Origin of the sequence: Kibdelosporangium aridum (genome assembly GCF_900176515.1) — a bacterium.
Taxonomy (GTDB): domain Bacteria; phylum Actinomycetota; class Actinomycetes; order Mycobacteriales; family Pseudonocardiaceae; genus Kibdelosporangium; species Kibdelosporangium aridum.
The window spans coordinates 310,734-324,222 of sequence record NZ_FWXV01000002.1 but is presented as its reverse complement, the minus strand read 5'-3'; the positions used below and the strand labels follow the sequence as shown (position 1 = coordinate 324,222).

At 66.8% G+C, this 13,489-nt stretch carries 15 protein-coding genes; 8 read left to right on the top strand and 7 right to left on the bottom strand.

The annotated features are described in order from the left end of the window. Positions 1 to 8: 8 nt before the first annotated feature. Positions 9 to 1,637, top strand: coding sequence for an L-glutamate gamma-semialdehyde dehydrogenase (gene pruA, locus B9C43_RS10915; RefSeq protein ID WP_084425911.1), 1,629 nt, complete (start codon positions 9 to 11; stop codon positions 1,635 to 1,637). An 870-nt stretch (positions 1,638 to 2,507) separates the two neighbouring features. On the opposite strand, the gene B9C43_RS10910 is transcribed toward pruA, so the two are convergent. The 3 genes from B9C43_RS10910 to aroA form a co-directional block, all read right to left on the bottom strand. Beyond that, positions 2,508 to 3,341 carry an SCO4651 family lipoprotein gene (locus B9C43_RS10910; RefSeq protein WP_084425909.1) on the bottom strand — a complete coding sequence of 278 codons (834 nt, stop codon included), beginning with the start codon at positions 3,339 to 3,341 and terminating at the stop codon, positions 2,508 to 2,510. Positions 3,342 to 3,419: 78 nt separating this feature from the next. After that, positions 3,420 to 4,460: a ribosome small subunit-dependent GTPase A gene (rsgA, locus tag B9C43_RS10905; RefSeq protein WP_084425907.1), complete on the bottom strand. Its 1,041-nt coding sequence runs from the start codon at positions 4,458 to 4,460 to the stop codon at positions 3,420 to 3,422. Position 4,461: 1 nt separating this feature from the next. Continuing rightward, a complete protein-coding gene (aroA, locus tag B9C43_RS10900; RefSeq protein WP_084425905.1) occupies positions 4,462 to 5,727 on the bottom strand; it encodes a 3-phosphoshikimate 1-carboxyvinyltransferase in 1,266 nt (421 codons plus the stop codon). A gap of 72 nt (positions 5,728 to 5,799) precedes the next feature. Between aroA and B9C43_RS10895 the strand changes: the two genes are divergently transcribed. Together B9C43_RS10895 and B9C43_RS10890 are read left to right on the top strand one after the other, a co-directional pair. Beyond that, positions 5,800 to 6,555: an SOS response-associated peptidase gene (locus B9C43_RS10895; RefSeq protein WP_084425903.1), complete on the top strand. Its 756-nt coding sequence runs from the start codon at positions 5,800 to 5,802 to the stop codon at positions 6,553 to 6,555. Further along, positions 6,552 to 7,163 carry an alpha/beta hydrolase family protein gene (locus B9C43_RS10890; protein ID WP_033392572.1) on the top strand — a complete coding sequence of 204 codons (612 nt, stop codon included), beginning with the start codon at positions 6,552 to 6,554 and terminating at the stop codon, positions 7,161 to 7,163. Before B9C43_RS10895 ends, B9C43_RS10890 begins: the two co-directional genes overlap by 4 nt. 613 nt (positions 7,164 to 7,776) lie before the next feature. Here the strand turns inward: B9C43_RS10890 and ybaK are convergent. Continuing rightward, on the bottom strand, positions 7,777 to 8,253 hold the full coding sequence (gene ybaK, locus B9C43_RS10885) for a Cys-tRNA(Pro) deacylase (RefSeq protein WP_084428008.1): 477 nt from the start codon (positions 8,251 to 8,253) through the stop codon (positions 7,777 to 7,779). Between the two features lie 117 nt (positions 8,254 to 8,370). Between ybaK and B9C43_RS10880 the strand changes: the two genes are divergently transcribed. Both B9C43_RS10880 and rsrA read left to right on the top strand, forming a co-directional pair. After that, positions 8,371 to 9,042 (top strand): sigma-70 family RNA polymerase sigma factor, encoded by a 672-nt coding sequence (locus B9C43_RS10880; RefSeq protein ID WP_380142783.1) that lies wholly within the window; start codon positions 8,371 to 8,373, stop codon positions 9,040 to 9,042. Further along, positions 9,039 to 9,353 (top strand): mycothiol system anti-sigma-R factor, encoded by a 315-nt coding sequence (rsrA, locus tag B9C43_RS10875; RefSeq protein ID WP_033381939.1) that lies wholly within the window; start codon positions 9,039 to 9,041, stop codon positions 9,351 to 9,353. Before B9C43_RS10880 ends, rsrA begins: the two co-directional genes overlap by 4 nt. A 40-nt stretch (positions 9,354 to 9,393) precedes the next feature. Here the strand turns inward: rsrA and B9C43_RS60095 are convergent, their stop codons facing one another. Beyond that, positions 9,394 to 9,468, bottom strand: a complete 75-nt coding sequence (locus B9C43_RS60095; RefSeq protein WP_370591786.1) for a 50S ribosomal protein bL37 — start codon at positions 9,466 to 9,468, stop codon at positions 9,394 to 9,396. Between the two features lie 108 nt (positions 9,469 to 9,576). Between B9C43_RS60095 and B9C43_RS10870 the strand changes: the two genes are divergently transcribed. Beyond that, the gene (locus B9C43_RS10870; RefSeq protein ID WP_084425902.1) at positions 9,577 to 9,792 is read left to right on the top strand and encodes a biotin/lipoyl-binding carrier protein; all 216 of its coding nucleotides are present in this window, start codon (positions 9,577 to 9,579) and stop codon (positions 9,790 to 9,792) included. A gap of 4 nt (positions 9,793 to 9,796) precedes the next feature. Continuing rightward, entirely contained in the window at positions 9,797 to 11,308 is a 1,512-nt protein-coding gene (locus B9C43_RS10865; RefSeq protein WP_084425900.1) for a sensor histidine kinase, read from the top strand. Between the two features lie 90 nt (positions 11,309 to 11,398). Here B9C43_RS10865 and B9C43_RS10860 read toward each other — a convergent pair whose 3' ends face one another. Together B9C43_RS10860 and B9C43_RS10855 are read right to left on the bottom strand one after the other, a co-directional pair. Next, the gene (locus B9C43_RS10860) at positions 11,399 to 11,653 is read right to left on the bottom strand and encodes a WhiB family transcriptional regulator (RefSeq protein ID WP_033381942.1); all 255 of its coding nucleotides are present in this window, start codon (positions 11,651 to 11,653) and stop codon (positions 11,399 to 11,401) included. A gap of 214 nt (positions 11,654 to 11,867) precedes the next feature. After that, positions 11,868 to 12,788 (bottom strand): diacylglycerol/lipid kinase family protein, encoded by a 921-nt coding sequence (locus B9C43_RS10855; protein ID WP_033381945.1) that lies wholly within the window; start codon positions 12,786 to 12,788, stop codon positions 11,868 to 11,870. 287 nt (positions 12,789 to 13,075) lie between these two features. Between B9C43_RS10855 and B9C43_RS10850 the strand changes: the two genes are divergently transcribed. Then, entirely contained in the window at positions 13,076 to 13,480 is a 405-nt protein-coding gene (locus B9C43_RS10850; RefSeq protein ID WP_084425898.1) for a hypothetical protein, read from the top strand. Positions 13,481 to 13,489 lie beyond the last annotated feature (9 nt).

Here is a 13,489-nt window from a genome sequence, read left to right as displayed (position 1 = left end):
AGCGCTCGATGGACGCCGTCTCGGCCGTGCCACAAGCCCGCAACGAGCCGATCAGGCCATACGCCCCCGGTACACCGGAACGCGAGTCACTCCAGGCCGCCATCGCGGCCTTGGAAGGCGAACAGACCGAGCTCACCATGACCGTCGGCGGCGAGGAGCGGATGGCAGGCGGCGACCGGGTGGACGTCGTCCAGCCGCACGACCGCGCACACGTCCTCGGTCAGACCGCGCAGGCCACGCACGAGGACGTCCGCGCAGCCGTCGCGGCAGCCAAAGCCGCCGCGCCCGCGTGGCGTGACCTGCCTTTCGAGGAGCGCGCGGCGGTCCTGCTGCGTGCCGCGGACCTGCTTTCCGGGCCGTGGCGCGACAAGCTGAACGCGGCGACCATCCTCGGTCAGTCGAAGTCGGTGCAGCAGGCCGAGATCGACAGTGCCTGCGAGCTGATCGACTTCTGGCGGTTCAACGTCTCGTTCGCCCGCCGGATCCTCGCCGAACAGCCGGAATCCAGCCCAGGGATGTGGAACCGGTTCGACCACCGGCCGCTCGACGGGTTTGTTGTGGCGATCACGCCGTTCAACTTCACCGCGATCGCCGGAAACCTGCCGACAGCGCCCGCGTTGATGGGCAACACGGTGGTGTGGAAGCCGTCGCCGACGCAGTCCTTGGCCGCGCACCACACCATGCGCTTGCTCGAAGCCGCCGGTCTGCCGCCCGGCGTGATCAACCTGGTGACCGGCGACGGGCCCGCGGTCAGCGAGGTCGCGTTGACCGACCCGGACTTCGCCGGACTGCATTTCACGGGATCCACCAGGACTTTCAAGTACCTGTGGCGCACGATCGGCGAGAACCTGGACACGTACCGCGCGTACCCACGGATCGTCGGGGAGACAGGCGGCAAGGATTTCGTTGTGGCGCATGGCTCCGCGGATCCTTCGGCGTTGGTGACCGGCTTGGTGCGCGGGGCTTTCGAGTACCAGGGCCAGAAGTGCTCGGCGGCGTCACGCGCCTACGTGGCGCGGTCGCTGTGGGAGGGCGGTGTTCGTGATCGCCTTGTGGACGTGACGAAATCCTTGTCCTACGGCGATGTCACGGACTTCTCGCACTTCGGCGGCGCGGTGATCGACTCGCGCGCGTTCGCCAAACACTCGGAGTTGTTCTCCCGGGTGCGGGCGGAGGGCAAACTGGAGGTGCTGGCCGGCGGAGCGGCCGACGACAGTGTGGGATTCTTCGTGCAGCCAACGATCTTCGTCGGCGACGACCCCACCGACGACGTGTTCCGGACCGAATACTTCGGCCCGATCCTCGCGGTGCACGTGTACGACGACGCGGACTTCCCGAAGATCCTCGAAGCCGTGGACTCCGCTTCTCCGTACGGTTTGACAGGCGCGGTGTTCGCGACAGACCGGCACGCGGTGGAGGAAGCCCAGCGGGCGCTGAGGTTCACGGCCGGAAACTTCTACGTCAACGACAAGCCGACCGGTGCAGTCGTTGGGCAGCAACCGTTCGGCGGCAGCCGGGCATCGGGCACGAACGACAAGGCAGGCTCGATCTTCAACCTGCAGCGCTGGATCAGCCCGCGCTCGATCAAGGAGACCTTCGTCCCGCCAACCGACCACACGTACCCGCACATGGGCTGACCTGCACGGACCCAGAACTGTCGGACCCCCTTGGTAACGTGAAGATCAGGGGGTCCCCCTGGGGAATTCTTGGTGCGATGGCGCGTGTCTGGGCGCCATCGCGGGGCTGCGCGAACCCGAGAACGTCGGGTTCGAGGCTGCGCGGCAATCTCAAGCCCGCTAGCACGCGAAGGTCGGGTGCGGGCCTGCGCGCGCACTTCAAATCCGCCACCGTGCGACAGTCGGGTGCGGGCCTGCGGCCAATCTCGAACCTGCCAGCACGGTCGGGTGCAAGGCTGCGCACGAACCTCAAGCCCTGCAGCACGCACGTCACGGTTAGCTGCGGGCCTGCGTGCGAACTTCAAGTCCGCCAGCACGTCACGGTTGAGTGCAAGGCTGCGTACGAACCTCAAGCCCTGCAGGACGCACGTCACGGTTAGCTGCGGGCCTGCGTGCGGAACTTCAAGTCCGCCAGCACGTCACGGTTGAGTGCAAGGCTGCGTGCCAACCTCAAGCCCGCAACCGTCGACCACTCCGGAACTGTCGTACCCCACTGATAGCGTGAAAATCAGGGGGACCCCCTGGGGAATTCATGGTGCGATGCCGCATGTCCGGACACCGCCGCTGAGCTGAGCTGCGCGAACCCGAAACTGTCGGACCCCTGGAGTAACGTGAAATTCGGGGGTCCCCCTCGGGAATTGCTGGTGCGGTGAACGCTGCCTGTATGAGGCGCAGCCTGAATGAGGCGCAGCCGGATGAAGCGCGCCCGGATGAAGCGCCGCCCCAGGGCCACCGCGCCCAAGGTCGCGTTCGGGCACAAAAGTGCCCCCACAGTGGCCCTGTGGAGCGTCAGATGCTCCGAAACCCACTGTGGGGGCAGAAATCCTCAGCTCAGTTGGCGATCTGGTCGGCGGGCGGTGCCTTGACGTCGACCGGTTGGCCCCAGTCCTTGTAGGTGGCCTCCATGGTCACCTTCATGTTGTTCGGGCCGGGGATCAGGCTGGTGATCTTCACCGGCAGGTCGTCGGAGTTGATCCACCAGTCCATGTCGAACGACTTCACACCGATCGAGCCGAGCGTCTTGGCCGATTCCTTGGCCTCGGGCGTCGGCGCGTTCTGAGCCAGCTTGGCGGTGTCGATGGTGATGGCGTAGTGCGTCACCTGTTCGCCGTCCAGCTGCTCCTTCGTGGTCTTGTTGATCGTGCCTGCCGACTTGATCCGGTCGATCTGCATGCCGATGTCGAAGCTGTCGTCGATGTTCTCGAGCATCGGCGTCATCTGCTTGGACAGCGGGTCGTCACCGCCCGGCGTGATCTTGGTCCACGGCTTGCCGGGGGTGCCCGCTGCCGCGCCGCCCATACCTGGCGGCATCTTCATGTAGATCACCTTGTCCACCAGGATGATCTCCATCTTCATGCTGCCGATGTCCATCGTCATCCGCATGGCGGAGTTGTCGCCGTCGGCGTTGAACGCGCCTTCGCCCTTGAAGGACTGGCCCGCGACACCGGTGGTGAACGTCATCTTGGCGCTCTTCTTGGCGTCGCTCTTGTTGTTGATCGCGTTCGCCAGTTCGGAGGCGCTGCCGAGGTTTTTCGTCTCGCCTTCGACGGTGGGCGCGGAGGAGGTTCCGCCTGCGGCCAGTGGTATGCCTGTTTCCTTGCTGGCACAGCCGACCACGGTCAGTGCGAGCGCCACGCTCGCGGCCACAATCCCGGTCTTGCGCATACTTCTGTCCTAACCCCAGCTAGTGCGTACGGATCAAACACGCTAGCAGCAGCCGTCGGGAAAAGTGGGCGAAGGGCGCTATTCGCCGACTTGCTCGCGGGGTGATTCGTCGATACCAGCGCGTGACGAAAGAAGACGCCGTAGTGATTCCAGCCTGCCTTGGCTGGCGCTCCCATCAGCGACAACGGTGTCCAGCATGCAACCGGCATCCTCCGGCGGGCCCAAATGCCCGCAACCGGACGGACATTCTTCAGCGGCTTCGACGAATTCCGGAAAAGCGGCAACGATGTCGTCAGGCTCGATGTGCGCGAGGCCGAACGAGCGGATTCCGGGCGTATCGATCACCCAGCCGCCGTCGGGCAACGGAAGCGCGACCGCGGTGACCGACGTGTGCCTGCCTTTGCCGACCGCGCTGACCACGCCGGTTTCCCGGTCGGCGTCCGGCACGAGCTTGTTCACCAGCGTCGACTTGCCGACGCCGGAGTGCCCGATCAGCGCGGTCACCTGGTCGTGCAGCTGGTCGGCGATCGCTTCTGGCTCCTCGTCCTGCCTGGTCACCAGGACCGGGAGGGCCAGCTCGGCGTAGGCCGCGATGATCTCGTCCGGGCTCGCCAGGTCCGATTTGGTCAAGCACAGCACGGGTTCGAGGCCGCCCGCGTACGCCGCGACGAGCGCGCGGTCGATGAAACCCGTCCTGGGCGGCGGATCCGCCAACGCGACCACGATCAACAACTGTGACGCGTTCGCGACGACGACACGTTCGAACGGATCCGTGTCGTCCGCTGTGCGTCGCAGCACCGAAGTGCGGTCCGCGACGCGCACGATGCGCGCGAGCGTGTCCGGCTTGCCGCTCGTGTCACCGACCAAGTCGACGTTGTCGCCGATGACGACCGGCGTGCGGCCCAGTTCCCGTGCGCGCATCGCGACCACGATCTGCTTGGGGTCACCGCCGAGCGCGCACGTCCACCGCCCGCGGTCCTTGCCGACGACCATCGCCGTGACCGCGTCGGCGTGCTCAGGACGTCTTTTCGTCCGGGGCCTCGTGCCACGACCTGGGCGGACGCGCACGTCCGACTCGTCGAGCCTGCTCCAGTCGCGGCGCCGGTCCCGCGGGCTCACGTCACTGGCCTCCGCCGAGCATCTGGGCCCACAATCCGGGGAAGTCCGGGATGGTCTTGTTCGTCGTGGCGATGTCGTCCACCTCGACTCCCGTGACGACCAGGCCGAGGATCGCGCCCGCGGTGGCCATCCGGTGATCGGCGAAGGCCTTCCAGCCACCGCCGTGCAACGCCCGTGGCCGGATGACCAGCCCGTCTTCGGTTTCTTCGACGTCTCCGCCGAGGCCGTTGAGGTCTTCGGCCAACGCGGCCAACCGATCCGTTTCGTGGCCACGCAGATGCGCGATCCCCCGCAGCACGGACTTGCCGTCCGCCAACGCGGCCAGCGCTGCGATGGTCGGCGTCAGCTCGCCGACCTCATGCAAGTCGGCGTCCACACCGGACAGTCGGTCAGGGCCGGTCACGGTGAGCCCGTTGGCGTCCAGCTCGACATCGCACCCCATTTGCTCAAGGATGCCGCGGATGTCGTCGCCGGGCTGAGTGGTCTGCGACGGCCAGCCGGTGATCGTCACGCGCCCGCCGGTGACCGCCGCGGCGGCCAGGAACGGCGTGGCGTTGGACAGATCAGGCTCGACGACCCATTCCCTGCCCCGGATCGAGCCGGGCTGCACGTGCCAGGTGTTCGTCTCGGAGTCGTTCACGTCCACGCCTGCGGCCCGCAGCATCTGCACGGTCATCTCGATGTGCGGCATGGACGGAACCGGCTTGCCGTCGTGCTGGACCGTCAAACCCTTGTCGTATCTGGGACCGGAGAGCAACAGCCCGGACACGAACTGCGACGAAGCCGACGCGTCGATAGTGACCTCGCCGCCAGGCAGCGAGCCTTTTCCGTGGAGCGTGAACGGAAGCCGGTCGCCGGTGATGTCCGCACCGAGGCCGCGCAACGCGTCCAGGATCGTACCCATCGGACGGTCACGCGCTTGCTCGTCGCCGTCGAACCGGATCTCGCCCTGCCCGATGGCAGCGGCCGGGGGCAGGAACCGCATGACGGTGCCCGCCAGCCCGCAGTCGACGTCAGCCGGGCCGCGCAGCGCGGCGGGCGTGACCAGCCAGTCTTCGCCTTCGTCGGTGATCTGCGCGCCGAGCGTGCGCAGGGCGGCGGCCATCAGGTTGGTATCACGGCTGCGCAGCGGGGTACGGATAGAAGATGGGCCGTCGGCCAGCACGGCCAGGATGAGGGCCCGGTTGGTGATCGACTTGGACCCGGGAATGGACACGGTGGCACGGACCGGCGTGGCCGAGACAGGGGCGACCCAAGGCTGCGTCATGGGTCGATGATCCCCCATGCACTCGCCAGGCCAGCGCGCACGTGTCACGATTCGCTTGGAGGTGTTGTCGAATTGTGCGGTAGGTACGCGTCCACCAAGAATCCCGCCACGCTCGCGGCGGAGTTCGACGCCGTTGACGCGACGGAGGACGCGATCAAAGGCCCGGACTACAACGTGGCGCCCACCCGGAACGTGGTCGCGGTGGTGCAACGGCATCCGCGTGACGAGGACGGCGAGCCCGACATGTCCACCACGGAGCGCACGCTGCGGGTGATGAAGTGGGGCCTGGTCCCGGCGTGGGCGAAAGACCCGAAGGGCGGCGCGAAGATGATCAACGCCCGCTCGGAGAGCGCGGCGGAGAAACCGGCGTTCCGCACCTCGTGGACGAAGCGAAGGTGCTTGATGCCCGCCGACGGCTGGTTCGAATGGCAGCGCGACGGCAAGGTGAAGCAGCCGTACTTCACGACCCGGAAAGACGGAGCTTCGCTGGCCATGGCCGGCCTGTGGACGGTCTGGCGCGACAAGGAGAAGCCCGACAGTGAGCCGTTGGTGACCTGTTCTGTGCTGACCATGCCCGCGGTGGACCAGTTGGCGCAGATCCACGACCGAATGCCGGTGCTGATGCCACCGGACCGCTGGAACGCCTGGCTCGACCCGGACAACATGGACCCGTCGGGCCTGATCACGCCGCCGTCGGAGGACTTCCTCGCGGCGTTGGAGCTGCGCCCGGTGTCGCCCGCGGTGAACAGCGTCAAGAACAACGGGCCGGAACTGCTGGCCCCAGCGACGGAACAGGACGAACCCGCCCTGTTCGACCCAGGCCGATGACCACCGCCGAAATCCAGACGCCGCGCGGCCTGGCCCGCGCGGAACTGCACTGCGCCGTCGAAGGCCGAGCGGCCCTGCTGCTCGGCCACGGCGCAGGCGGTGGAATCGGCGCACCCGACCTGGTCGCCGCGACCCGCGGGGCAACGGCTGCCGGAGTGCACGTGGCGCTGATCGAGCAGCCGTACCGGGTCGCCGGGCGGCGTGCCCCGGCTCCTGCCGGACAATTGGACGAGGCATGGCTCGCCGTCGTCGACGACTTGGCCGAGCGGTGGTTCGTGGACTTGCCCCTCGTTTTCGGCGGCCGGTCGTCGGGTGCGCGGGTTGCTTGCCGTACGGCTTCGGAAGGGGAGGCCGTGGCGGTGCTGTGCCTGGCGTTCCCGCTGCACCCGCCGGGAAAGCCCGAGAAGACCCGGCAGCCCGAGTTGGACGCGGTCGACGTGCCGGTCCTGGTGGTTCAGGGCGACAAGGACACTTTCGGGCGCCCCGAGCCCGCGCATCACCGCGAGGTCGTTTTGCTCGCCGGTGACCACAGCTTGAAGGCGGACGTGAAGGGCGTGTGCCAGACAGTTCAGGAGTGGCTTTCGCGGGTTCTGCGCCCCCTGGACTGATCTGCGATCCCCGCGGGTTGTGCTCATTTTGCCTGGGTGTGTCTCCGTGATGCTTTGTTCCGGGCTCTTGAACACCAGAAGAGCCATCCTGCGCTGTTGCACCGGCGAGCTGCCGCACCGAAGAGCCACCTCGAAAGAGCCACCCGTGCTGCCGCCCAAGAGTCACCTTCACACCAGGAAAAGCCCCAACTGAGACCCACCAAGCGACGTTTTCCTGCACCCAAGCGACTTTTGACGACCCCCAACCCTCACTCCCAGAAAAGGACATCCCCCACCACTCCCGGGGGGACGACCCCTGGCCAGTCTATCGGGGATATGGGCAGGTCAAAGGGGTTACTGGGTGGTTGTGGACAACCAGATTTGCGAACGGGCCGTTCGCGCGGAACCTCAGCCGGGACGCCTCAAGTGCGGAACCTCAGCGGGGGCGCCTCAAGCGGGGCACTTCAGCGGGGGCGCCTCAAGCGGGGAACCTCAGCTGGGACGCCTCAAGCGCGGAGCCTCAGCGGGGAACCTCAGCCGGGGCCGCCTCAAGCGCGGAACCTCAGCGGGGGCACCTCAAGCGGGGCACCTCAGCGGGGGCACCTCAAGCGCGGAACCTCAAGCGGAGCACACCTCAAGCCGCGATCTCCGCGACCACGGCCCCCGTCAACCGAACCAAGTCCTGAGGCGCCAACTCGACCTCCAACCCGCGACGCCCAGCGGAGCAGAACAAAGTCTCAAACCCCAGAGCCGAGCTGTCCAAAACGGTCGGCAAGCGCTTGCGCTGACCGAGTGGCGAGATCCCGCCGGCGACGTACCCGGTGGCGCGCTCGGCCGCGGCGACCTCCGCCATCCGGGCCTTCTTCCCGCCGACCGCCGCGGCCAGCGCCTTCAGGTCCAGCTGGGCCGTCACGGGCACGATTCCTACCGTCAACGAGCCGTCCACATCGGCCAACAGCGTCTTGAAAACCCTGGTGGGCTCCAGTCCCAGTGCCTCGGCCGCCTCGAGCCCGTACGAGGCCGCACGGGGGTCGTGCGCGTACGAGTGCAGGGTGTGCGGCACCTTCTGTTTCGCCAACAGCGCTGTTCCCGGGGTTCCCTTGCCCGCCATGTGGGGCAGCTTACGGTCGGGAATGGCGCGGCCTTGCACCGTGTTGACCAGGACGTGCTGACCGAGATCGCCCCGCAGAAGGCGCCAAGCCGGCTGATCACACGCCGCGTATCCTCGATGAAGTCGCGAGCGTCGACTGGGATCCGTACCGGTCGGTGGGAAGGGAGCGCGGTGCCAGGCACCGAAACCCAGGTGAACCAGGAGCCGGAGAGTGCGCAGGAGCGTGCTGCCCGGTTCGAGCGTGATGCCATGCCGTTGCTTGACCAGCTGTACTCGGCCGCGTTGCGGATGACCCGCAACCCGAGCGATGCCGAGGACCTGGTGCAGGAGACGTACTTGAAGGCCTTCGCCGCCTTCGAGTCGTTCTCGGCTGGGACCAACCTCAAGGCTTGGCTGTACCGCATCCTCACCAACACGTACATCAACGGCTACCGCAAGCGGCAGCGGCAGCCGATCCAGCAGCCGACGGACGAGATCACCGATTGGCAGCTGGCCCAGGCCGAGAGCCACACGTCGAGCGGCTTGCGCTCGGCCGAGGTCGAGGCCATGGACAACTTGCCGGATGACGACGTCAAGCAGGCCTTGCAGCGGCTGCCCGAGGAGTTCAGGCTCGCTGTCTACCTCGCCGACGTCGAGGGATTCGCTTACAAGGAGATCGCCGAGATCATGGGGACCCCGATCGGGACCGTGATGTCGCGCCTGCACCGCGGACGCCGTCAGCTCCGCGACATGCTGGCCGACGTCGCCAAGGAGCGGGGCTTCGTGCGGGCGGAGGTGTCGGGATCGTGAGTTGCGGCGACCACCACGAGACGGACTGCTCCGAGGTGCTGGCCGAGGTGTGGCTGTTCCTCGACAACGAGTGCGACAAGGGCCGCAAGGAGCTGCTGCGCCAGCACCTTGACGAGTGCAGCCCGTGCCTCGCCGAGTACGGCATCGACGAGCACCTCAAGGAGCTGCTGGCCAAGAAGTGCGGTGGGGATCACGCACCGGAGGCGCTCAAGGAACGGCTGCGGGCCACGATCCGCAAGACCGTGGTCGAACAGGGCGGTGTCTCGCTCGAGGTCACCAAAGCCCAGGTAGAGATCCGCAAGACGCAGTGAGAACGGCCCCAGGGATGATCACCCTGGGGCCGTTTCGCGCTCAGCTGTTCGGGCGCTTGCCGTGGTTGGCGCCGCCCTTTTTGCGGTCGCGACGCTTGCGTGCGCGCTTCGACATGCGAATCTCCTACTGCATGGTTGCTTTGTAAGCCCATTGTGACAGGTGTGCGGGAGGCACTCGGACCGTGGTTGGATTGGGCAGAGGTTTCCTGGGGTAGGAGGCGCAATGGCCGAGAAGATTGAAGCCGAGATCGTCGCGAACGTCCTCAAGGTCGTCGCACACGAGGGCCAGTCCCTCGCGCAGGGCGACACCGTCGTACTGCTCGAGTCCATGAAGATGGAGATTCCCGTGGTCACTGAGGCCGCGGGCACGCTCACCAAGATCGCTGTGAAGGAGGGCGACGTCGTTCAGGAACACGATCTGATCGCCGTCGTCGAATAACACTTTGTCCACACTCGCTGACCTGCTGGCCGAGCACACCGGACTGCCCGGTGGTGCCGTCGACCACCTGCAGAAGATCGTCGCCGAATGGCAGTTGCTCTCCGACCTGTCGTTCGCTGACTTCCTGCTGTGGGTGCCGTACGTCGAAGACCATGAGAACAACGCCGCCGACCGGCTCGGCGGCGATTTTCTCTGTGTCGCGCACGCGCGCCCGACCACGGCGCCGACCGCGCACCCTGAGGACATCGTGGGCACCTTCATCAAGGTGGTCGATCACCCTCAGCTACGCAGGGCAGTGGTGGAACGGCGGGTCTGCCGCGAGGAAGACCCGCATTGGTACCTCGGCGTCCCAGTGCGCCGCGAGACGATCCCGGTGGTCTACGACGGCGACGTGATCGGCGTGCTGTCGCGTGAGACGAACCTGGCCGTGCCGCGCGTGCCGTCGCCGCTGGAGATCGCGTATCTCGGCAGTGCCGGCGACCTGTGCCAGATGGTCGCGGACGGTACGTTCCCGAGCGTCGAGCCGACCGCCGACGTGCACACCAGCCCGCGCGTCGGTGACGGCCTGATCCGGTTGGACGCCAACGGAACCGTCATCTTCGCGAGCCCGAACGCGCTTTCGGCGTATCACCGGATGGGGCACGCGGCCGATCTGGTCGGTGTCCGGCTGGCGCCGCTGACCCGCTCGCTGATCGCGGATCCGTTCGACGCCACCGAAATCGCGCAACGGATGCTTGCCGCGATCGACGGTCAGCCGAGCATGCGTACCGAAGTCGAGTCGCGACGCGGTGCTGTGGTGTTGTTCCGCGCGCTTCCGTTGCGTCCCATGGACACCCCGGCTGGTGCGTTGGTGCTCGTGCGTGACGTGACCGAAGTGAAACGGCGTGACCGCGCGCTGTTGTCCAAGGACGCCACGATCCGCGAGATCCATCACCGGGTGAAGAACAACCTGCAGACCGTGGCCGCGTTGCTGCGCCTGCAATCCCGCCGGACCAACAGCCCGGAGGCCAAGGCCGCGCTCGCCGAGTCCGTGCGCCGGGTCGCGGCGATCGCGATGGTCCACGAGACACTGTCCATGTCGGTCGACGAACGGGTTGACCTGGACACCCTGCTGGACAAGGTGATTCCGGTGGTCGGGGACGTCGCGGTGGCCGAGTCGCACGTGAAAGTCCGGCGCAGCGGGCAGTTCGGCGTCGTGTCCGCGGAGTTGGCGACACCGCTCGTGATGGTCGTCGCGGAGCTGGCCCAGAATGCGGTGGAGCACGCATATCCGGGCGGTCAGGGCGGCGAAGTGACCATTTCGGCCAACCGTTCCGCGCGCTGGCTGGACGTCGTCATCTCCGACGACGGCAAGGGTTTGCCCCGCGGGTTCTCATTGGAGCGCACCGACGGGCTGGGTCTGCAGATCGTCCGAACCCTTGTGGAATCGGAACTTCGCGGATCGTTGTCGCTTCGGAGGCGAGAACCTCGTGGTACGGAAGCAGTCCTGCGAGTTCCGTTGTCGCACAGGCGCTGATGCGAACTCGTGCGGAAAACTTGAAGGCCCGGTACCGAGAGCATCGGTACCGGGCCTTCAAGCGCTTTGATCGCGCGGATAGCCAGAGCCTCAGGCGTTGCTGCGCGCCCGGGTCCGAGCGTTGCGCCGCTTGAGAGCGCGTCGCTCGTCCTCACTCATTCCGCCCCATACGCCTGCGTCCTGGCCACTTTCGAGGGCCCAGGACAGGCACGAGGAGGTCACGGGGCAGCGGGTGCAAACGGCCTTCGCCTCGGCGATCTGCAGCAGCGCAGGACCGCTGTTCCCAACGGGGAAGAACAGCTCGGGGTCCTCGTCGCGGCAGAGCGCTTCGTGGCGCCAGTCCATTTTTCCTAGCTCCTTGCCAGGCGCGCTTCGGCGCGCCAGTCGTCGTCATATCGGTCGTTCGGGGTGCTTGTGAATGCTTTCACGAACCAGCCGGATGTCAAGAGGTGTTCTGTGGCCGGTGAGTGAACTCACCCAAAAGATCGACGGCAGCAGGTATCCACCGGACCTAGTGTGACCTCGCATCACACGCCCGATATCTCAAGTACCCAATCGGTCAGAGGGCAACCACAAGTGCCCTCGGAACCGACGTGAACTCGACGTTCGTCCGCTCGCCGACCAGGTCACCGTCGACTTGGAGGCGCACTGGCTCCTCGGCGGTCACCCGGATCAACCCAACGTCGTCGCGGCGCAGAACCTTCCCGCCGCGCTGATTTCCCCGTTTGGACACGGCCTGGCGAAGTGCGCGCAGCACCGTCGGCAGACGCAGCGTGCTCAGCGAATACAGCCCGAGGCCGCCGTCGAACGTGCACTCCGAGTTCAGGTGGACGGGACGATTGCCCAGGTAGGTCCATGGATCGGTGTTGGAGACGAACGCCAGCCTGCCGCCTTGGTGCGGCTGCTCGCCGGGGATTTCGATCTGCAGCTGCGGCTGGCCGTGCGAAGGCTTCATGTAGCAGGCCAGAGCCGCCCTGGCGTAGAGGTACGGGCTGGTTTGCTTGCCGCGTTTGCGGTCCACCCATGCGACAACGTCGGCGTCCCAGCCGACTCCAGCGTTAAATGTGAAAAACCGGCTGCCGTCGTGCCACGAGACACGGCCCAGGCCGACCGTCCGGCTCCGGCCGCTCTCGATCGCGGTCAGCAGCACGCCGGTCGCCTCGACCGGATCGCGCGGCAGTCCCAAGGCGCGCGCGAACACGTTCGCCGATCCACCTGGCACCACACCCAGCATCGGGGCTGGCGAGCCCGCGGTGAGCAGGCCGTTGACGACCTCGTTCACCGTGCCGTCACCGCCATGGGCGACGACCAGGTCCACACCTTCCTCGGCGGCCTTGCGCGCGGCCTTCATCGCGTGACCGCGGTAGTCGGTCTCGATGACGTCCAGCTTGACCTCGCTGGCCAGGGCGTGCGCGAGCACGTCCCGCCCGGCGGCCGTCGTCGCCGTCGCCTGTGGGTTGACTACCAGCACTGCACGCATGACCGCAGCGTAAAACAGTGCGTAGGCGTCTCCGCCCAGCACGTGGCTCGATGGAGGGGCGTGGGGTAACCCACCCGCGTCATCTGGTGACTGCCAGTGATCGTGCTCCCTTCGTCCTGACACGGTCTCGCTGTCGTGACGAGTGCACCCGGACGACCAATCCGCTCGACGACGACCTGGTAAGGATCATCGCTCGAAACCTGGCCCGATGGGACCGGCCGACTGGGTGGCATACGATCGGTTACCACGTACCGAACGTCACAATCCCCCAGCTACCAGGAAGTTTCGTGACCAGTGACACAGCCGTGCCTGGCACGGTCAAAGCGGCCGGCCTGCTGGTCGGTATCGAGGGACTGGCCGGCATCGCGTTCGCGGCCGTCCTGCTGATCAGCGGCAGCTCGCGGCCGGGGCTGAACATCTACGGCGAGGCCGGCTACTTCGTGGTGATCTTCGGCGGGGTGCTGGCGTGCGGCATCGGCCTGCTGCTCGGCAAGCGCTGGGCGCGCGGCCCGTCGACCGCGATCCAGATCCTGCTGCTCGGCGTGTCCTATTACGCGGCGGTGCCGTCGGGCCAGCCGCTGTACGGCGTTCCGGCCGCGTTGTTGTGCATCGCGGTACTCGTGCTGCTTTTCCGTGGCCCGTCACGCATATGGGCCGACGGAGACGGCGTTTCGGACAACGGGAACAAATAGACAACCCGA